24 protein-coding genes are annotated in these 18,324 nt (G+C 66.3%); 13 read left to right on the top strand and 11 right to left on the bottom strand.

What is annotated here, in order from left to right:
• Positions 1–87 precede the first annotated feature (87 nt).
• Positions 88–753, top strand: coding sequence for an SET domain-containing protein (locus JQ633_RS29385; RefSeq protein ID WP_211988710.1), 666 nt, complete (start codon positions 88–90; stop codon positions 751–753).
• A gap of 107 nt (positions 754–860) precedes the next feature.
• On the opposite strand, the gene JQ633_RS29380 is transcribed toward JQ633_RS29385, so the two are convergent.
• Positions 861–1,289, bottom strand: coding sequence for an RrF2 family transcriptional regulator (locus tag JQ633_RS29380; protein WP_211988709.1), 429 nt, complete (start codon positions 1,287–1,289; stop codon positions 861–863).
• A gap of 84 nt (positions 1,290–1,373) precedes the next feature.
• On the opposite strand from JQ633_RS29380, the gene JQ633_RS29375 reads away from it, so the two are divergent.
• Positions 1,374–1,838 (top strand): group III truncated hemoglobin, encoded by a 465-nt coding sequence (locus tag JQ633_RS29375; RefSeq protein WP_211988706.1) that lies wholly within the window; start codon positions 1,374–1,376, stop codon positions 1,836–1,838.
• 197 nt (positions 1,839–2,035) lie between these two features.
• Here JQ633_RS29375 and JQ633_RS29370 read toward each other — a convergent pair whose 3' ends face one another.
• Complete coding sequence (locus JQ633_RS29370) at positions 2,036–2,434, bottom strand: hypothetical protein (protein WP_211988704.1); 399 nt, start codon at positions 2,432–2,434, stop codon at positions 2,036–2,038.
• A 30-nt stretch (positions 2,435–2,464) separates the two neighbouring features.
• The gene (locus JQ633_RS29365; RefSeq protein ID WP_211988702.1) at positions 2,465–2,683 is read right to left on the bottom strand and encodes a hypothetical protein; all 219 of its coding nucleotides are present in this window, start codon (positions 2,681–2,683) and stop codon (positions 2,465–2,467) included.
• A gap of 101 nt (positions 2,684–2,784) precedes the next feature.
• On the opposite strand from JQ633_RS29365, the gene JQ633_RS29360 reads away from it, so the two are divergent.
• Both JQ633_RS29360 and JQ633_RS29355 read left to right on the top strand, forming a co-directional pair.
• Positions 2,785–3,609, top strand: coding sequence for a helix-turn-helix domain-containing protein (locus JQ633_RS29360; RefSeq protein ID WP_211988701.1), 825 nt, complete (start codon positions 2,785–2,787; stop codon positions 3,607–3,609).
• 54 nt (positions 3,610–3,663) lie between these two features.
• Entirely contained in the window at positions 3,664–4,491 is an 828-nt protein-coding gene (locus JQ633_RS29355) for a helix-turn-helix domain-containing protein (RefSeq protein ID WP_211988699.1), read from the top strand.
• Here the strand turns inward: JQ633_RS29355 and JQ633_RS29350 are convergent.
• Positions 4,479–5,276 carry a thioesterase family protein gene (locus JQ633_RS29350; RefSeq protein ID WP_211988697.1) on the bottom strand — a complete coding sequence of 266 codons (798 nt, stop codon included), beginning with the start codon at positions 5,274–5,276 and terminating at the stop codon, positions 4,479–4,481. The genes JQ633_RS29355 and JQ633_RS29350 overlap by 13 nt on opposite strands.
• A gap of 158 nt (positions 5,277–5,434) precedes the next feature.
• Here JQ633_RS29350 and JQ633_RS29345 point away from each other — a divergent pair, with 158 nt between their 5' ends.
• On the top strand, positions 5,435–6,100 hold the full coding sequence (locus JQ633_RS29345; RefSeq protein WP_211988695.1) for a DsbA family oxidoreductase: 666 nt from the start codon (positions 5,435–5,437) through the stop codon (positions 6,098–6,100).
• A gap of 79 nt (positions 6,101–6,179) precedes the next feature.
• Entirely contained in the window at positions 6,180–6,818 is a 639-nt protein-coding gene (locus tag JQ633_RS29340; RefSeq protein WP_211988693.1) for an NIPSNAP family protein, read from the top strand.
• Between the two features lie 27 nt (positions 6,819–6,845).
• On the opposite strand, the gene JQ633_RS29335 is transcribed toward JQ633_RS29340, so the two are convergent.
• From JQ633_RS29335 to JQ633_RS29320, 4 genes are all read right to left on the bottom strand, one after another.
• The gene (locus JQ633_RS29335) at positions 6,846–8,039 is read right to left on the bottom strand and encodes a GNAT family N-acetyltransferase (protein WP_211988686.1); all 1,194 of its coding nucleotides are present in this window, start codon (positions 8,037–8,039) and stop codon (positions 6,846–6,848) included.
• Between the two features lie 52 nt (positions 8,040–8,091).
• Positions 8,092–8,262 carry a hypothetical protein gene (locus JQ633_RS29330; protein WP_211988683.1) on the bottom strand — a complete coding sequence of 57 codons (171 nt, stop codon included), beginning with the start codon at positions 8,260–8,262 and terminating at the stop codon, positions 8,092–8,094.
• The gene (locus JQ633_RS29325; protein WP_211988681.1) at positions 8,234–8,560 is read right to left on the bottom strand and encodes a hypothetical protein; all 327 of its coding nucleotides are present in this window, start codon (positions 8,558–8,560) and stop codon (positions 8,234–8,236) included. Before JQ633_RS29325 ends, JQ633_RS29330 begins: the two co-directional genes overlap by 29 nt.
• Positions 8,561–8,732: 172 nt before the next feature.
• Complete coding sequence (locus JQ633_RS29320; protein ID WP_211988679.1) at positions 8,733–9,143, bottom strand: hypothetical protein; 411 nt, start codon at positions 9,141–9,143, stop codon at positions 8,733–8,735.
• 159 nt (positions 9,144–9,302) lie between these two features.
• Between JQ633_RS29320 and JQ633_RS29315 the strand changes: the two genes are divergently transcribed.
• The 4 genes from JQ633_RS29315 (at position 9,303) to JQ633_RS29300 (ending at position 13,867) form a co-directional block, all read left to right on the top strand.
• Positions 9,303–9,527: a hypothetical protein gene (locus JQ633_RS29315; protein ID WP_211988677.1), complete on the top strand. Its 225-nt coding sequence runs from the start codon at positions 9,303–9,305 to the stop codon at positions 9,525–9,527.
• Positions 9,528–9,656: 129 nt separating this feature from the next.
• Positions 9,657–11,117 carry a caspase family protein gene (locus JQ633_RS29310; RefSeq protein ID WP_211988674.1) on the top strand — a complete coding sequence of 487 codons (1,461 nt, stop codon included), beginning with the start codon at positions 9,657–9,659 and terminating at the stop codon, positions 11,115–11,117.
• 72 nt (positions 11,118–11,189) lie between these two features.
• Positions 11,190–13,214, top strand: a complete 2,025-nt coding sequence (locus JQ633_RS29305) for a pyrroloquinoline quinone-dependent dehydrogenase (RefSeq protein ID WP_211988672.1) — start codon at positions 11,190–11,192, stop codon at positions 13,212–13,214.
• A gap of 359 nt (positions 13,215–13,573) precedes the next feature.
• Positions 13,574–13,867 carry an HdeA/HdeB family chaperone gene (locus tag JQ633_RS29300; protein ID WP_211988670.1) on the top strand — a complete coding sequence of 98 codons (294 nt, stop codon included), beginning with the start codon at positions 13,574–13,576 and terminating at the stop codon, positions 13,865–13,867.
• A gap of 504 nt (positions 13,868–14,371) precedes the next feature.
• On the opposite strand, the gene JQ633_RS29295 is transcribed toward JQ633_RS29300, so the two are convergent.
• Together JQ633_RS29295 and JQ633_RS29290 are read right to left on the bottom strand one after the other, a co-directional pair.
• Entirely contained in the window at positions 14,372–14,836 is a 465-nt protein-coding gene (locus tag JQ633_RS29295; RefSeq protein ID WP_211988667.1) for a PaaI family thioesterase, read from the bottom strand.
• A gap of 35 nt (positions 14,837–14,871) precedes the next feature.
• Positions 14,872–16,347, bottom strand: coding sequence for an amidase (locus JQ633_RS29290; protein ID WP_211988665.1), 1,476 nt, complete (start codon positions 16,345–16,347; stop codon positions 14,872–14,874).
• Positions 16,348–16,513: 166 nt separating this feature from the next.
• Here JQ633_RS29290 and JQ633_RS29285 point away from each other — a divergent pair, with 166 nt between their 5' ends.
• From JQ633_RS29285 to JQ633_RS29275, 3 genes are all read left to right on the top strand, one after another.
• Positions 16,514–16,645: a peptidylprolyl isomerase gene (locus tag JQ633_RS29285; RefSeq protein ID WP_211988662.1), complete on the top strand. Its 132-nt coding sequence runs from the start codon at positions 16,514–16,516 to the stop codon at positions 16,643–16,645.
• 74 nt (positions 16,646–16,719) lie between these two features.
• Positions 16,720–17,001, top strand: a complete 282-nt coding sequence (locus tag JQ633_RS29280; RefSeq protein WP_211988660.1) for a hypothetical protein — start codon at positions 16,720–16,722, stop codon at positions 16,999–17,001.
• Between the two features lie 117 nt (positions 17,002–17,118).
• Positions 17,119–17,349 carry a hypothetical protein gene (locus JQ633_RS29275; protein WP_211988658.1) on the top strand — a complete coding sequence of 77 codons (231 nt, stop codon included), beginning with the start codon at positions 17,119–17,121 and terminating at the stop codon, positions 17,347–17,349.
• Between the two features lie 8 nt (positions 17,350–17,357).
• Here the strand turns inward: JQ633_RS29275 and JQ633_RS29270 are convergent, their stop codons facing one another.
• Complete coding sequence (locus JQ633_RS29270; protein ID WP_211988994.1) at positions 17,358–17,561, bottom strand: hypothetical protein; 204 nt, start codon at positions 17,559–17,561, stop codon at positions 17,358–17,360.
• Between the last annotated feature and the right edge of the window lie 763 nt (positions 17,562–18,324).

Here is an 18,324-nt window from a genome sequence, read left to right as displayed (position 1 = left end):
ACACCTGACAGGCGCGCGGAATCGTCCTAGAAGGGCGGCTTCGCAACTTTGTCGCGTGCGCTCCAGCGTGCCGTAACCTCGATCATCATGCCCACGGTATCACCCAACAAGCCCTATCGCGTCGGCCGCTCCCGTACCGGCCTCGGTCTCTTCGCCACCAAGCCGATCAAGAAGGGTGACAAGATCATCCGCTATATCGGCCCGATCCTCGACTCCAAGAAGAAGGACGAGGACGCGATCGAGAACAAATACCTGTTCGAGCTGACCAACCGCTGGACCATCGACGGCTCGACCCGGGACAACATCGCCCGCTACATCAATCATTCCTGCCGGCCGAACGCCGAATCCGACGTTCGCCCGCGCAAGCGCAAGGTGTTCATCCGCGCCATCAGGAACATCGAGCCCGGCGACGAGATCAACTACGACTACGGCACCGACTATTTCAAAGCCTACCTGAAGCCGATCGGCTGCAAGTGCGATTCCTGCGAGAAGAAGCGCAAGAAGCAGCGCGCAGAGGCGCGGGCGGAGCGGCAACGGCTGAAGGAAAAGGCCGAGCGCAAAGCGCAGCGGAAAGCCGAGAAGCTGGCCAAGGAAAAAGCGATGGCCAAAGCGGGCGCAAAGCCGAAGACCAATGGCGCGAAGGCCAACGGCAAGTTGAATGGCAAGCACCTCAACGGTCACAGCCTGACCGGCAGCTCCGCCAAGAAATCTGCTTCCTCAAAGCGCGCGTCGGCGCGGACGCTGCACGCCTAGACCGAGCGGGATTTCGTAGGGTGGGCAAAGCGACGCGTGCCCACCATCGCGAGCACGTCACTTGAAGGTGGGCACAGCGCTTCGCGCCTTTGCCCACCCTACGCAAGCTACGCAATTGTCTTGCGGGACGGCCGCGGCAGGTAGGCGCATTCCGCCAGCGTGGTTCCATCAAGCTCGCGCATGAACGCCTCGCGCGCCGCGGCCAGCCTCGCCTTCAGCCGGCAGCGCGGCAGCAGCACGCAATCGCCGCCATCATCCCTGAAACATTCGACCAGCGCGCTGCCGCCCTCCAGCGCCCGCACGACCTCGCCCAGCGTGACCGTCTCCGCCGGGCGCGCCAGCGCAAATCCGCCGCCGGCGCCGCGCTGGGTCGCGATGAAGCCGGCCTCGGCGAGGTCGCGTACCACCTTGGCGAGATGATTGCGGGAAATGCCGAACTCGGCTGCGATCTCGCCGGTGGCGAACGACCGGCCGGGCTCGCCGGCCAGCCGCATCAGCGCGCGCAGGGCGAAATCCGTGAACGACGTCAGGCGCATGGAAGCCCCTCACAATTGGAACTTGGCAAGCCTGCTATAGCGCCCTAAATAGGTATTTGAAATACCTATTTGAAGGAGACCGCGATGGCGGAGGCGGAGCGCCGCGAGCAGATCACGGCCGGCATTGTCGAACGGACCGGCATCACCGAGGCGATGATCGAAGCGCTGGTGCACGGCTTCTACGCAAAGGTGCGCAGCGATCCGATGCTGGCACCGGTGTTCGACGCGAAAATCACCGATTGGGAGCCGCATCTGGCACAGATGTGCGCGTTCTGGTCGTCGGTCGCGCTGATGACCGGCCGTTATCACGGCACGCCGATGGTCAAGCACATGAGGCTGCCGATCGACGCCGCGCATTTCGACCGCTGGCTCACATTGTTCGAGGCGACTGCGCAGGAGCTGTGCCCGCCGGTCGCGGCGGGGCACTTCATCGACCGCGCCCGCCGCATCGCCTCCAGCCTCGAGATGGGCGTCGCCAGCGGGCAGGGGGTGATGCTCGGGGTGGGGGAGCGCTACAGGCGAAGTGGGGCGGGCGCCGTCGCTCAATGACTTCGTAGGGTGGGCAAAGCGAAAGCGTGCCCGCCATCACGAGCACGTCGCGGATGGTGGGGACGGCGCTGCGCGCCTTTGCCCACCCTACGCAGCTCAGTTCATCCGTCATTGCGAGGAGCGAAGCGACGAAGCAATCCATCTATCCCCGGGTCGAGGAATGGATTGCTTCGCTTCGCTCGCAATGACGATCAGTCTTACGCCGCGACCACGCCCTCACTCCGGCGCATGCCGACATACTGCAGCTCGGCGAACACGCCGGTCGCGATCGCCTGCGCCACCACCACGATGATGCCGAGCAGGTTCGGCGCCACCGCACCGGAGAACAGCAGCGCGATGCTGGCGAGCGTCCACGCCGCATTGCCGACCACAACGAGCATCACCAGCGGCTTCGGCACTTCGCTGCGCGTGCTGAGCCAGCCGACCAGCGCGGTGTAGGCGATCAGGAACAGCCCGGTCTCGCGCAGCAGCGCCTCCGGCAGATTGAGGAACGATGCCAGCGCGCCGGCATCGAGCACCATGGTGACAGCCGATACGCCGCTGAAGATGGCATCGGCGATGAACGCGCGGCGTAGCAGCTGGGATGAATGGATCATGGCAGTGTCTCCTCTCGTTGGGGTTTGAAGTCAGCGGAACCAGGACTGAAGCCGGCGCCACAGGCGGAGCGGACACAGCGCCTTGCCGACCCTCATCTCGACCGCGTAGACCTGCGCAACCACGAACACGCCTGTGTCGTGCACGACCGGCTGCGGCATGTTCAGGGAACGTGCGACCAGCCAGGTGGCCAGATGGACCAACCAGGGGATCGCTGCGGCGAAGGCGCGGACAAGGGACAGCATCAGCATGGGTCATCTCCTGTGATGGGGAAGATGACCGGCCGCGCGCGCCGATTCGATTACCTCAGGCGTAATGGAACGGGTGAAATTCGCGTGGTAGGTTTTGCAGCATGAACGCACATGCATCCACGGCGCGGGCCGAGCCCGCAAGACCCGTCCATATCGGCGAGCACCTGCGCGAATGGCGGCAGCGCCGCCACCTCAGCCAGCTCGACCTTGCGGTCGATGCCGAGATCTCGGCGCGGCATTTGAGCTTTGTCGAGACCGGCCGGTCGGCGCCGTCGCGCGACATGGTCCTCAAACTGGCGGAGCGCCTCGACGTGCCCCTACGCGAACGCAATGTGCTGCTGGTCGCCGCGGGATTTGCGCCCGCATTCCCGCAACGCGCGCTGGATGATCCGGCGCTGCGATCGGCGCGCGAGGCGATCAACCTGGTGCTGAAGGCGCATGAGCCGAATCCGGCGCTGGCCTATGACCGGCACTATAACCTCGTCTCGGCCAATCGCATGGTGGCGCCGCTGCTCGATGGCGTGCCGCAGCGGCTGCTCGGCCAGCCCTTCAACATCCTGAGGCTCGCCTTCCATCCCGAGGGCCTGGCGCCGCGCACCGTCAACCTGGCCGAATGGGCCGCGCATCTCCTGGAGCGGCTGCACCGCCAATGTGAAGCCACTGCCGATCCGGAGCTCATCAAACTTTATCAGGACCTGAAGTCCTATCCGATCCCGGCGCGCTCGGCGCCGATCACAGCCGACAACAACGTCGCGCTTCCGTTCAAGCTACGGCTCAACGGCGAGGTGCTGAGTTTCATCTCGACCACGATGGTGTTCGGCACCCCGGTCGACATCACGCTGCAGGAATTGGCGCTGGAGACATTCTTTCCGGCCGATGAGCTGACGGCGCGAAGGATGCGCGAAATGGCCGCCGCCATGGGCTGAGCCGAGTGCTGCGAAGCCTTTGCAGCGGAAGCGGCGCGGCTGCATAATCCGACCATGGATACACGACCGTCGAGAAATCCAGGACCGCCGGCCAATCCCGTCGGCGACCTCCTGCGCGACTGGCGCGGGCGGCGCGCCATGAGTCAGGCCGATCTGGCCTTCGATGCCGGCATCTCGATCAAGCATCTCAGCTTCGTCGAAACCGGCAAGGCGGCCGCGAGCCGCGAGATCCTGCTGCAGCTTGCCGCCGCGCTCGGCCTCTCGCTGCGCGATCGCAACGCGCTGCTCGAGGCCGGCGGCTTTGCACGGCAATACGGCGAGCGCGATTTGTCGGCGCCGGAGATTGCGGACGCCAGACGCGCGATCGACCTGCTGCTGCGCCGGCACGAGCCGTTCCCTGCCATCGTCACCGACCGGCAGTGGAATGTGATCGAGACCAACCGCGCCGCGATGCGGCTGATGACGATGCTGCTGGGACCAGAGCGCATGCGGCGTCCGCTCAACCACATGCGGATGTTCCTGGCGCCGGATGAACTGCGGCCGTTTGTCGAGAACTGGCCGAACGTCGCCGCGGCGCTTCTTGTCCGCGCAAGGCACGAGGCGATGGCCGCACCGCTCGATCTCGCACTGCAATCGACCTGGCGCGAACTCTTGAAGCTGCCCGACATCGCCGCGCCGAAGTTCAACGAACGCGAGACGCCGGGCCCGCTGTGCGAGGTACGGCTGCGCAAGGGCGATATCGGCATCGGCCTGATCGGCACCGTCCTGACGCTTGGCACGCCGCAGGACGTCACGCTGCAGGAGCTGCGCGTCGAGATGTTCATGCCGGCAGACGTCGCCTCCGAGGCGACGCTGTCGGCGCTCGCGGCTCAGGATGCCTGAGCCTGCGCCGCGCGGCGTTCGAAGCTCATCGCCTGCATCACCTCGGCGAACGGTCCGCCGCGATCACTTAACGTCGCGGTCGTCAGCCCGGCGCCGCCGGCCCCGACGCGGGTGCGCGAGCGGATCAGGATCCACTCGCCCTCGGGCGGACGGAAGAAATAGAGGCTGATCTCGGGATTGATGAAGGTCCATTCCCGCATGTCGACGATCTGCGCGACGCCGCTGGAAAAGTCCGCGGCCTGCACCGCCTGCAAGAGCGGCGTGTTGGTCTCGCCGGCGACCAGCGGTACGTCGAGTCGCATCCACGCCGCGGCGGGGCCGGGCTTTTCCAACGCGCCTTCGATCAGCCGCACCGAGACGTTCTGGAAATAGCGGCTCCATTTCTGTGCAACGGCCGGCGGCGGCGTGCCATCCTCTGGCGCCCTGTCCGGCGCGGCCGTCATCGCGAACGGATCGATCGGTGTGTCCAGGCCCTGCGCGGTCAGCAGCGCGGTGCAGCGGCCGATTTCGGTCTCGCCGTCCATCAGCCGGACCTGGAGCGTCTTGGCCTTGCGGCCGTCGCGCAGCAGGGCGGTCTCGAGCGCAAAGGCGCGCAGGCCGGCCGGCCGCCACAGGTCGAAGGTGAGCCGGCGGACCACGAATCCCGAGGTCAGCGCCAGCCGCTCGATCTCGCGGGTCATCAGGGCGGTGGTGGCGCTGCCTTGCAGCATGTCCGGCGACCACGGCCCGCCGGCCTGCTCGGTGGCGCGAAACAGCGGTCCTTCGGGCTGGAAAATGGCGGTCATCGGCGTCTCCGCAGCGGGTTGAGCTGGCCGATGTCTAGAAAGCGGGGGCGTCCTGCACAATAACCGCCGAGGTTATGTGATGCGAGACATGCGGCCGGCGGCCTTGTGTTGCCGGGCGGGGGGCTTACCTTGCGGGCCTCATTCCGAAAGGACGCCACATGAGCACCCTGAAGCCGCTTCGCCTCGACATCGTCTCCGATGTGGTCTGCCCGTGGTGCTACATCGGCAAGCACCGGATCGAGGATGCGCTTAAGCAGGTGCCCGACGTGCCGGTCGAGGTGCACTGGCGGCCGTTCTTCCTCAACAACTGGATCCCCCGCGAGGGCATCAGCCGCGACGAGTATCTCACCGCCAAGTTCGGCTCGGTCGAGGCCTACAAGGGCATTGCCGGCCGCGTTGTCGCAGCCGCTACCGAGGAGGGGCTGAGCTATCGCCCGGAGATGGTCAAGCGCCAGCCCAACACGATCGATTGCCACCGCCTGATCCATTGGGCCGAGGCGCAGGGCAAGGCCGCGGAGATGAAGCAGCGGCTGATGGAATTGTACTTCCGCGACGGCGGCGATCTCACCGACACCAACGTGCTGGTGCAAGCGGCGGCCGATGTCGGGCTCGACGCGGATGACGTGCGCCGCCGCCTTTCCACCGATGAAGACGTTGTGCTGGTCTCGGCGCAGGCGCAGGAAGCCACCGAGAAGGGCATCTCCGGCGTGCCGACCTTCGTCTTCGCGCAGAAATACGCCGTCTCCGGCGCCCAGCCGGCCGAACAGCTCGCCCGCGCCATCCGCCAGGTCTCGGCCGAAATCAACGCCGAGGCCGCGGAGTAGGCCGCAAGTCTTTCAAAGCCCGGCTCCCCGCCGGGCTTTTCGTTTTGCACGATCCATCGGAACAATCAGGGAGACAATCATGATCTATGAGTTGCGGACCTACACGGTGCGCCCGGGCACCGTCGGCGAGATGGTGAAGGCGGCGAGCACGCTGTCGCGCGATATCCGTGGCGACAATTTCGGCAAGCTGGAAGGCTACTGGATCACCGAGATCGGCCCACTGAACCAGGTCATGCATATGTGGAGCTACGCCGATCTCAACGAGCGGACGCGGCTGCGCGGCGAGCTTGGCAAGAATTCGCGCTGGACCGGCGAGTATATTCCGGCGATCCGTCCGTTTCTGGTGCGTCAGGAGGTCCGCCTGCTCAATGCGATCATCCCGCCGGTCGCGCCAGCGACTTCGGGCAACGTCTATGAATTCCGCAACTACCGCGCCAAGCCGCTCGGCGCCTCAAAGCAATGGCAGGACCTGTTCACCGGCGTGATGCCGACGCGCGAGAAATACTCGAAGATCGTCGGGCTCTGGTACACCGACGCCGGGCAGCCAAACGAGGTCTGCCACATCTGGGCCTATCCCGATCTCAACGCCCGCGCCGAGGCGCGCGGCAACGCGATGAAGGATCCGGCCTGGCAGGAGTTCCTGGGCAAGGGCACGCAGCTGTTGGAAGAGATGCACTCGACCATCATGCTGCCGGCGCCGCACTCGCCGCTGAAGTGACCTCAAGGCGGAGCTTATCGTAAGAGGCTATTGCGCCGGCGCGGACTTGCCGCGCCGGTTGCGGATGAGATGGATTGCGCTGCGTGCGGCCTCCCACGCCAGGCCGTGCAATCTGACGGCGGCGTGGATCGCCGGGACCAGCGGATCATGCCGCCGCAGCGGCAGCAGCACGTCACCTATCGCGAAACGGCCGCGCCAGATCGGATCGATCATGGGATGGCCGGGGGCCGCGGTGGAATCGGCGGAGGCGATCGCGGGATCGGCGCAGAGGTGCCGCGTCAGCTCCAGCGTCAATTGCGTGCCGGGCGAATATTTCGCGAAGCGCTCGTCGATCCCGATCTTGAAGAAGAAGGCGCGGTCCTGGTGGCGCAGCACGATGCCGCCGGCGACCGGCGTCTCGCCGGCGAACAGGGTGATGATCTCGCAGCGGCCGGCCTCGGCCATCGCAACGGTGGCGCGGCGGATGAAGGTCGCATCGCCGGCATGCTGGCCGAGCGCGGTGCCGCGCTTGCCCTTCCAGCCACCGGCTTCGAGCGCGAGGAAAGTTTCGAGCGCTGATGCGACCTCGCGCGGGGGTCGGGCGACATCGAAGCGCACCGCGCCGTGATCGGCGAGGCGGTTGCTCTGCCGGCGCAGCTCCTTCACCTTTTTGGGCCCGAGCGCATCGCGCAGCAGTTCATCGGCATCGCGCGTCGCGTCGAGCTCGGCGCGCTGATATGCGCTCAACACGCGCGGCTGCAAGCCGTCGCGTGTAAGCACGGCGCGGATCGCCGACATCGCCGGACCCTCGAGCGACATGGTGCGCAGGATCAGCGCATGCGCGCCCGCATTGCGCGCCTGCCGAAACATTTTGGTGACCGCATCCTCCGCCGCGTCGCGATCGAGCAGCGGCGTGCACAGCGTGCCGTAGGGCTCGGCGCCGACCAGCGCGGGCAGGGGGATCTTGTAGATGCGCTGCATTGAGACGACCGGCAGCAGGCCGATCAGCTGTCCCGCATCGTTGCCGGCACTCAGCACCGACGCATCGGTTCGCCCGCGCGCGGAGGCATCGACCGCCAATTCCCAGTCGGGCTGGTAGTAGCCGTTCGGCTCGATCGCGCGATCGGCGAGCGCACGCCACGGGCCGGCCGGAGTTGCGGCCAACGGCGGCAGCCTGCGCGCATCCCTGGCATCGCCAGCGGATGCCCGGCGGATCATCGCCCGGTCAGCAATATCGGCCACGTCCCTGTTCCCCGCGCAAGGCCGTTCCCGATCGGCCCGCGTTCGTCGGCTGTCACGCTAGCGGAAAGAAATGGACAATGCCGTTGAGGCCATCCGGTAATTTGAACGGTAGTGTTAACACGCCGTTCAGCATCGCGATGCCGCGCATGACAAGGCCGCCGGAGCCGCCGGCGGCCTCATCGCGCTGCGGATCGTTACCAGCGATCGTGGTCGACGCCGACACCGACGCTGACGCCGGGCGCCCGGATGCCGACGCGCGGGCCGTCGTCCCAATCGCGATCGCGATAGACGCGGCGTTCGATGTAACGCGCGCGCGGCTGATAGCCGTAGGATTCACGCACGATGGTGCGGCTGCCGCGGCTGCGATAGCAGCGTCCGTCCTCGTCGCAGACCGTGCGGACCTGCTGCACCAGACCGGGGCTCGCATATTCCGTGCTGCTGATCATGTCCGACGCCCTGGCCGCGCTGCCGACGGACAGCGCGCCGACGCCGGCAAGCAGTGCGATCGCAATATTCCTCATGGTTCCACCTCCTCATACCGGTACTGCCCTCCGCGAGACAAACAGGGGCGACGGCATTCGTTCCGAAGGTTTCTTTGAGTTCCACTGCATCCGCGTCGATCGACGAGGCCGTGACCGAGCGCGCGCGGGACGACATGCGCTCCACGATTCGCTCGCGCGGCGCGCAAGCTGCTCAGATCGGTGAGTACGTTTCAGTGAGACAGTTGTCGTCTGCTTCGACGAGGCGGCGATCGAGGATGATGCCGTTGCTGATGGAGACGCGGTAGGTCTGGGTGCCGAGCGGCTTGCCGAGCACCGAGTTCAGGTCGGCGCGCACGCAGGCGATCCAGCCGGTGCCCTGCGGATCGTGCAACGGCGCCGAGACCCGGACATGGGTCGGCTGCGAGCCGGCGGTGAATACCGAGTCCAGCTTGCTGGCGACCAGATGCTTGACGTCTGGTGGTGTCTCGAGCGGCGCCGGCTCCGATGCCTTGACCTTCAAGGCCTCCGGCCACACCGCGTGGCTGTCCGCAAGGCCGCAGCCGCCGAGCATGAGCGCTGTGGCCGTCAGCAGCGCTGCGGTTGAAATATGTCCCTGTCCCATGGAATTGATTTAATATGCCGCCGCCAAGATTGCGCCCCCCTGATGGGGTTGAATTTTGCTTACGCAGCGCTTTCTCGATCAACAAATGTCGAGAGACAAGCTAACTTGACGTGACGGTATTGCGGGATGTTTCCAGGGCCGTGGGGGAGAAGGACTGACATGAAGCGCATGACGGTAGCGGCCGTGGTGCTGGCGCTGATCGCCAGCCCGGCCCTGGCCCAGGGGCGGCGCGGTGGAGGCGGGCAGGACAAGGCGGCCGACACCAAGCCCAAGGTCGACGAGAAGGCCTACAAGGCCGCGCTCGACCGCATCCCCGAGCCCAAGGAGAAATACGATCCCTGGGGCATCACCAAGCCGGCGGAGCCGGCCAAGAAGCCGAAATAGCTTCGCGCCGCGCTGCGCGTCTTGCGACAAATTCGACAGTCCAGCCGGCTGTGAGGGCCGTCACAGATCGGCGTGAACCTTCACCTGATACTTCCGACCCATTGTTGATTCCGTCGTCGGGAGATCGCCATGCTTCGTCGCGCGCTGTTCAGCCTGATCCTTCCGGCTGCGATTCTGCTCGGGGGCGGGCCGGCGCTCGCGGAAAGCCGGCTTGCGCTCGTGATCGGGCAATCGGCCTACAAGTCGGTGCCGGCGCTGCCCAATCCCGCCAATGACGCCAAGGCCATGACGCAGATGCTGACCGATGCCGGCTTTGTGGTGACCTCGGTGTCGGACCTGTCGCAGGACGAGATGCGGACGAGGATCAGCGACTTCGCCGGCCAGGTGTCGCAGAAGGGCGCCGACACGGTGGCGCTGGTGTTCTATGCCGGCCACGGCCTGCAGATCGACGGCGAGAACTATCTGGTGCCTGTCGATGTCGACCCGAAGCGCGAGGCTGATATTCCGCTGCAGGCGGTTCGGCTCAACGATATCCTGAACACGCTGACCTCGGTGCCGAGCCGGATGCGGATCGTGCTGCTCGATGCCTGCCGCAACAATCCGTTCCCGGAACTCGGCAAGAGCACCGGCCACGGACTCGCGATCGTCGACGCCAGGATCGGCGCGCCGGGCACGTTCGTGTCGTTCTCGACCTCGCCGGGCGCGGAAGCCGAGGACGGCAGCGGCGCCAACAGCCCGTATACGGCCGCGCTGCTGGCCACCGCCAAGGAGCCGGGCATTGCGATCGAGGACACCTTCAAGCGCGTGCGCCTTGCGGTGAACAAGGCGACCGACGGCCGCCAGACGCCGTGGGACTCGTCGTCGCTCACCGAGGATTTCCGTTTCATCGCCGGCCCGGCATCCGCGCCGGCGCAGGCACAGGCGTCCGCGGATATGCCGAAACCGGAAGCGGCCAGACGCACCGTCGACCAATGGAAGCAGGAATTGCAGGGCAAGCCCGTCGAAGTCGCGAACGAACTGATGGTGGTCGACGGCACCGATGAGGCCTATGAGGCCTTCGCCGCGCTCTATGCCGGTACGCCGCGCGGCCTGCAGGCGCGCGACTGGCTCGACCGGCATCGCCGCATGGTGGCGTGGAACAATGCGGTGATCGTCAACACCGCAGCGGGCTATCGCGCCTTCCTCGTGCTGTATCCCGACAGCGACCTCACTGCGACCGCGCGCAAGATGATCGAGCGGCTGCGCTATCGTCCCGACACCACGCCGGTCGCCGTCAGCGCGCCGGCGACCAATGTCGCGCTGGCCGGGCCGACCTGTCCGTGCAATGCGGTGCCGCCAGCGCAACCGCTGCCGCAGCAGAAGGCCGATGCGCCGGCGAGGAAGAAGCGCGTCGCCGATCCCGAGCCGCCGCGGCGCACGCGCCCGCCGCGCGTCGTGGTCGAGGACGATGTCGTGGTGGTGCGCCGTCCGCCGCCGCGCGTGGTCTATGAGCCGGTGGCGCCGCCGATCGGCATCGGGATCGGCATTGGCATCGGCGGCGGCGGTTTCCGCGGCCATGGCGGGGACGGCTATCGCCGGGGTGGATACTGACGCGCCGATCGCGTAAATGCTTCTCCGCTCAAGATGCGACGGCTGCAATTGATCGCATCGGTGGAGGGCGCGATGCGAATGCTGTTTCGTTTCGTTACGGTATTGGTGCTCGGCGTTACACCGGCCTTCGCGTGGGAATATTGGGGCGGAGATCGCGGCGGACAGCGATTCTCGGAGCTGACGCAGATCACGCCCGGCAATGTCGGCACGCTGGTCCGCGCCTGGGCGTTCCGCACCGGCGATCTCGACGTCCGCCCGCCCGAGGTCATGAAGCGCACCAAGTTCGAGACGACCCCGCTGCTCGTCGAGGACAGCCTGATCTTCTGCACGCCGTTCAACGAGGTCATCGCGCTCGATCCCGGCACCGGCGCGCAGAAATGGCGCTACGATCCGAAGCTCTCGACCGCGCAGCGTCCGGCCAATCGCTTCGTCTGCCGCGGCGTCGCCTATTGGCTCGACGATCGCGCGCCTGAAGGCGCAGCCTGCCGGTCGCGGATCTTCACCGGCACCAACGATGTCCGCCTGATCGCGCTCGATGCGAAGACCGGCAAGCCCTGCGAGGATTTCGGCGACCGTGGCGAGGTCCGGATCGACGCCGGGATGAAGCTGGAATGGCCGGGCGAATTCCAGATCACCTCGGCGCCGGTCACCGGGCGCGGCATGGTCGTGGTGGGATCGGCGATCGCCGACAACCGCCGCGTCGACGCGCCGCTCGGCGCGGTGCGCGCCTTCGACGCGCGGACCGGCACGCCGCGCTGGAGCTTCGATCCGCTGGTGCATGACGGCGTCGCCGCCGGCCACAGCAATGTCTGGGCGCCGATGTCGGTCGACGAGGAGCGCGGCCTCGTGTTCCTGCCGACGACCTCGCCGAGCCCGGATTTCTGGGGCGGCAAGCGGCCGGGCAACGACGAGCACGGCAACTCGGTGGTGGCGCTGCGGATCGAGACCGGGGACATGGCCTGGGCGTTCCAGACCGTGCATCACGACGTCTGGGACTATGACCTGCCGGCGCAGCCGACGTTGGCGCGGATCGACACCGGCAATGGCGTGCGCGACGTCGTGATCCAGCCGACCAAGCAGGGTTTCGTGTTCGTGCTCGATCGCGACACCGGCAAGCCGGTGTGGCCGGTCGAGGAGCGCGCGGTGCCGCAGAACGGCGCCGAGGGTGAAGTGCTGTCGCCGACGCAGCCGTTCCCGACCCACGTGCCGCCGCTGCTGACGCAGCGGATCGCGGCCGACGATGCATTCGGCCTGATGCCGTTCTACGAGCGCGCCGCCTGCGAGAAGCTGCTCGGCCGATCGCGCAATGACGGTCTCTACACGCCGCCATCGACGCAGGGCACGGTGATCTATCCGATGACCGGCGGCGGGGTGAACTGGGGCAGCGCGGCGTTCGATCCGGTCAACCAGATTCTCTACGCCAATGTCAGCCATGCCGTGCAGATCGTCACGCTGATCCCGCGCGAGCAGGCCAAGGACTTCAATCCGCCGCCGGGGCACGATTTCGGCCGGCAGGAAGGCACGCCGTTCGCGATGACGCGCGCAGTGGCGAAGTCGCCGCTGGGCACGCTCTGCAACAAGCCGCCATGGGGCGAGACGGTCGCGGTCGACCTCAAGGCCGGCAGGATCCTCTGGCATTCGTCGGTCGGCACCAGCGAGGATCTCGCGCCGCTCGGCATCGCGCTCAATACTGGCACGCCGCTGGTCAACGGCGTCGCGATCACCGCGGGCGGCCTCGTGTTCACCGGCGCGATGGATGCCTATCTGCGCGCGTTCGATGCCAGATCGGGGCAGGAACTGTGGCAGGGCCGGCTGCCGGTGCCGGGTGTCGCCAATCCCATGACCTATCTCTGGAAGGGCGAGCAGTATGTCGCGATCGGGGCCGGCGGCCACTCCGAGGCCGGCACCTCGGTCGGCGACAGCGTGGTGGCATTCCGCCTGCCGCGCGCCGGCGAGGGCGCCTCGCTGTGGTCGCGCATCATCGATCGTCCGGGTGGGCGGTTTACGGCCAAGGCTGTGGTCGCCGGTCTCGCGCTCGTCGCCCTCGTTGCGTTGCTGTGGCGCTGGCGGCGGAGGCGTCGGATGCGATCCGCCTAGAGGCGCGCTGCCAAAACTGCGAAAACAACCCCATGCAAAGTAGCCGGCGGCTGCCGGCGTTCGACACGTCAAGCTTGACACGTCGGGCAACTCAGGGGTATTCTTCCAATATTCCGAAATCGCGCAAGGGCATCTCGCTCGGCTCGAGCGACGCTGATCCCATCAAGCTTCAGCGCTGCGCCGTCACAAATCAGAAACACGAATTCTCACTCCGCGCAGCGAAGCAAGATGCCGCGCAAATGTGTGGGATGGCTCACTTGCCGCGGCCGCGATGCCTCGTCTACGACTCCGCGCGCAGACGCGCTGGGGGCTCTCGGCGATCTGTTGTTTTTCAGACTCATTGCTGATGGAGATTTCCGATGAAGACCACGGCCTCGATGCTTGTTGCCGCCGCGCTCGCGCTGTCGTCCGCGCCGGCCAGTGCCACCGTCCTCGATCTTTCGACCATGACCTGCAAGCAGTTCGTCGAGGGTGGCGACGACACCATCAAGCTGGTGCTGGTCTGGATGGACGGCTGGTACAAGGGCGATTCCGACGAGGCGATCATCGACACCGACGTGTTCACCGAGAACGCCAAGAAGTTCGGCACCTATTGCGGAAAGAATCCGACCATCAGCATCGTCAATGCCGCCGAGGCGGTGCTGGGCAAGTAAGCTTGCTTGCTCGGTGTCATCACCCGCGCGCGCGGGTGATGACGTATTCCAGAGACAGTCGTTATTGAGCCGACAGGCCGCGGCGTACTGGATCGCCCGGTCGAGCCGGGCGATGACGACGGTGGGTGGGGGTGACAGCGAGTTTGTGGCGGAGGTCCCATCCACCACAGCGGTGTCATCACCCGGCTTGACCGGGTGATCCAGTATTCCAGAGACGGTTGTTATTCAGCCGATAAGCCGCGGCGTACTGGATCGCCCGGTCGAGCCGGGCGATGACGGCGGAGGGTGGGGACGACAGCGAGTTTGTGGCGGAGGTCCCATCCACCACCGCGGCGTCATCACCCGGCTTGACCGGGTGATCCAGTATTCCAAAGACAGTAGTGCTTGAGCCGACAGGCCGCGGCGTACTGGATCGCCCGGTCAAGCCGGGCGATGACGGCGGAGGGGGGACAACGCCTCACATCCTCTCAGGATGAGCAGGCACACGTCCTTGATGCAAGCGTCCTACCCCGGCAGCATCGCGAAGGCGCTCGACACCATCGCCACCGGCTTGTTGTCGGTGGCGGAGGACAGTGTGACGCGGCCGAAGCTCATGGTGCGGCCGAGCCGCACCACGCGCGCGTCGGCGAGGACGTCGGAGGCGGTCACCGCGCGTATGAAATGCGTGGTCTGGTCGACCGTGGTCATCGGACGGTAGCCCTTGTTGGCGGCGAGGTTCGCCAGCACCATCGCGGTGTCGGCGAACGCCATCAGTGCCTGGCCACAGACGATGCCGCCATTGCGGCAGAGCCGTTCGGAAAACGGCATGCGCAGGATCGCGCCGGGTTGCCAGTCCGCGGCGCCGGCAGCGGGCGGTGAATGGTCGAACTGCTCGATCGACAGATTGAGGTCCTGCACCCACGGCGCAAAGACATCGCCTAGCACGCGCCTCGCCTCGTCGATCCCGAATTCCCCGGCCTGTTGCTGCATGACGTCGCGTTCCCTCTGAGCTATCCGTGATTGTTTTAGCTACGCGTCACATGCACGCGCGGCGTCTTGCCGTCGTTCCATTTGCCGCCGATCGCGCGTTCGATCTGCGCGGCGAGCTGCAGCAGCAAGCCGTCGTCGGCCTGCTTTCCGATCGCCTGGATGCCGAGCGGCAGGCCGTGCTCGTTGGTGGCGAGCGGCAGCGAGATCGCGGGGATGCCGCAGAGATTGGCGAGCGGGGTGAAGGCGAAGTTGCGCCAGAGATTGCCGAACCAGTCCAGCACCGACGGATTGTCCGAGATGGTCAGGTACTCCGTGGTGCCGACCTTCGGCGTCGGCAGCGCGGTGATCGGCGTCAGGATGATGTCCCAATCCTCGAAGAAAGCGCCGAAGCCGCGCGAGGTGGTGTTGAAGACCGCCTGCATGCGGGCGCGATCGGCGAAGCTGGTGTCCTTGCCGTGCTCCCAGATCCGGATGTTGACCGGCTCGATCAGCTCTGCCGGCGGCCGCTCCAGACCGCGCGCGGCCAGCATGTTGCCGATCACGACCGCGAAATTCGAGATGTAGCAAGTGGTCTGCGCCGCGAACGCCTCCGTGTAATCGATCGCGGGCAGGGCGTAGTCGACATGATGGCCGAGGCCCTCGAGGAAGCGGCCGACCCGTTCGAGCTCGGCGGCGATGTGCGGCGTCGCGCGATAATCGCCCCACTGGTGCGACAGCGCGATCCGCAGCCGGCCGGGATCGCGCGCGATCATGGCGGTGTACGGCTCCGGCGCGCTCCAATACGGCATGAACTCGCCGGGCGCGCCGCCGCGGCAGGCGTCGACGAAAGCCGCGGTGTCGCGCACCGAGCGCGACTGGCAGCCCTGGATCGAGACGAGGCCGGTGAGATCGGACAGATGCGGCGCGATCGAGAACACGCCGCGCGACACCTTCAATCCGATATTGCCGTTGACGCCGGCCGGGATCCGGATCGAGCCGCCGCCGTCGGTGGCATGCGCGATCGGCACTGCGCCGGCTGCGACCATCGCCGCGCTGCCGGCCGACGAGCCGCAGGTGGTGTAGTCGGTATTCCAGGGATTGCGCGTGACATAGACCGCGGGATTTTCCGCCGAGCTGCAGACACCGAACTCCGGTGTCGTGGTGCGGCCGATCAGGTTGAGGCCGGCCTTGCGCATCTGCGCCGTCAGGAAGGTATCGGCGGCGGCGCGATTGCCGCGCATCATCAGCGAGCCCATCTCCTGCAGCCGGCCCTTCAGCGTCGGGCCGAGGTCCTTCATCAGGAACGGCAGGCCGGCGAACGGCCCGTCGAGATTAGCGCCGTCGCGGGCGGGGTCGGCGATCACGTCGTCGAACAGCTCGACGACGGCGGAGAGCGGGGGATCGACCCTGGCGACGGCGGCGGCGGCCTGGGCGGCCAAGTCCCGCGGCGTCAATTCGCCCTTCCGGACACGGGCCGCGAGCGCCGTGCCGTCATGCCGCGCCCACTCGTCCCAGCTCATCGCCAAAGTCATGCCGTCGATTCCTTTTCTGCTTTGTGTCGCACTGTAATTTGCGGTGGCGCCGGGTCAAACGCTCACGGAACATTGCGGCGTAGCGGCGCCGCGGCCAGCTGCCACGGCTTGAAAATGCCCCAGTTTTGACGCCCTATGGCGCCTTCGTCAGGGGGATGGGGTCATCATGTTCCGCAGGTTGATCATGCTCGGCAGCGCGATTGCGATCGGGCTTGCGCTGAGTGGCTGCACCAAATGCGGTCCGATCTGGGACGACTGGATGCAGTCGCCGAAATCCTGCAAGTCGGACAACCTTTAGGCCGCAGCCGGCGCGCTTGGCGACGGCTTTTCTGCGGTGATATACCCCCAGCGAATATGGAAGGGAGCGGCTTTATGAGAATTCTGAGCGCGGTTGCGGTCGCGATGCTGCTGACGGCGCCGGCCTATGCGCAGATGCCGAACATCAACCTGATGCCTGAGGTCAAGACCAAGACCCAGGAGGAGAAGGATCAGGACGCCGTCAATCAGCGCGCCTACAAGGACTCGCTCAGCAAGATCCCCGACGCCAAGGGATCGAGCGATCCGTGGGGGCAGGTGCGCAGCGACCCGCCTAAGGCGTCCGCCAATCCCGCCAAGAAGACCAAGTCCGGAAGCACCGCCCAGCGCGGTCAGTAGGGCTCGCCGTCCTGCACCGAAGCCGTCCTGCACCGACGCAGGTCCCCGCAGACTCGGATTCCGCCGCCGCCGGCCCTATATTGGGCTGGTGTCGTCATGTGGTCCGGAGTTGCGACAATGGTGTTTCGCCCGCGCGACCTCGCCAGCCGAATGGCCGGGCGCCGCAAGGCTGGCGACGGCTATCTGCGCGAGACCTTCACCCTGCCGCGCGACCAGGCGCGGCTGCGGGCGCGTGACTTCCTCGATCGCTATCCGAAGGCGGCCTATATGAGCTCCGTCGAGAGCTGGCGCGAGCTGCCGGGCGGCGACATCGAGTTCACGATGCGGCGGCTTGCGAGCGCGGACTGATCCGCAGCTCAGTCCGCGTCGCGGCGTCCACCGCGGTCCTGACCCAGCTTCTTCAGCTCACGGTCGATCCGCAACTGCACCCGGCGGATCGCCAGCAGGTCGAGCTTTGCCTCGGTCTTGCCGGCGAACACCCGGTCACCGATCTGGAAGCGCCATTTCCAGATGCCGGCCGTCGTCTGGGTGACGCTGTATTCGATGCCCCGGTGAATCATCAGCAAAGGTTCCGTGCGCTTCAAGCCGGAATCTAAACTATAGGTTGTATTGATAAATTTTAGCTCGTCAAATGATAGGGTGCCATGTGGTAACGGGCGACCCGGCGCCCGGTGCGCCGGAACCGGCATGTTCCCCGAAGGTTAAGCAATTTCTTTACCATCCGTCAGTGTACCAAGGTGTAGGTATCCGGTGCTTGACGCCGCCTTCCGGAGCCGGACGCGCGACGCCCATTCCCTCGTAACCAATTGACTCTTCACAAGAAAATTGAGGCGCGCGGCAGGGTTTCAGCGCCCCGGAACTTTGTTCTATGCCGGAGAACTACGGACACGCGAGCCGGCGGCCGGCCGGCAACTTTCCCGTGCACTCAGCCGCTGCGAGGTCAGGTGAGGAGGGGCTGCGAACCGTCGCGCCCCCTGATTTGTGGACAAGCAGCGCGCCGTCACGAAACTGCAATGGCGACTTGGTCAGATTGTCATCCGCTTAGCCTGCGGGTGACCACCAGCGCGGGTAAGGCGGGGTCACTCGCGTTACGCGGCCCGGGTGGCCCCGCCAGCCGGTGCGCGAACCGGCTGGATCGTAAGCCGATAGGCGACCAAGGTGGCCCCATCGTAGGCTTCGACGGTGTAGTCGCAGACCGGGCAACGATATTCGCCCTTGGCCCCGGGTTCGGACCATAACTCCAGCCGCCGAAATCCTGCGCCGCAGCTCGCGCATGTCACGTCTGTCTTACGCATATCCCGCACCCCACGGCTCGCCGGATGA

The organism is Bradyrhizobium tropiciagri, assembly GCF_018130505.1.
GTDB classification, from domain to species: Bacteria; Pseudomonadota; Alphaproteobacteria; order Rhizobiales; family Xanthobacteraceae; genus Bradyrhizobium; species Bradyrhizobium tropiciagri_B.
The sequence above is the reverse complement of the archived record's forward strand: the minus strand, read 5'-3'. Positions and strand labels throughout refer to the sequence as shown.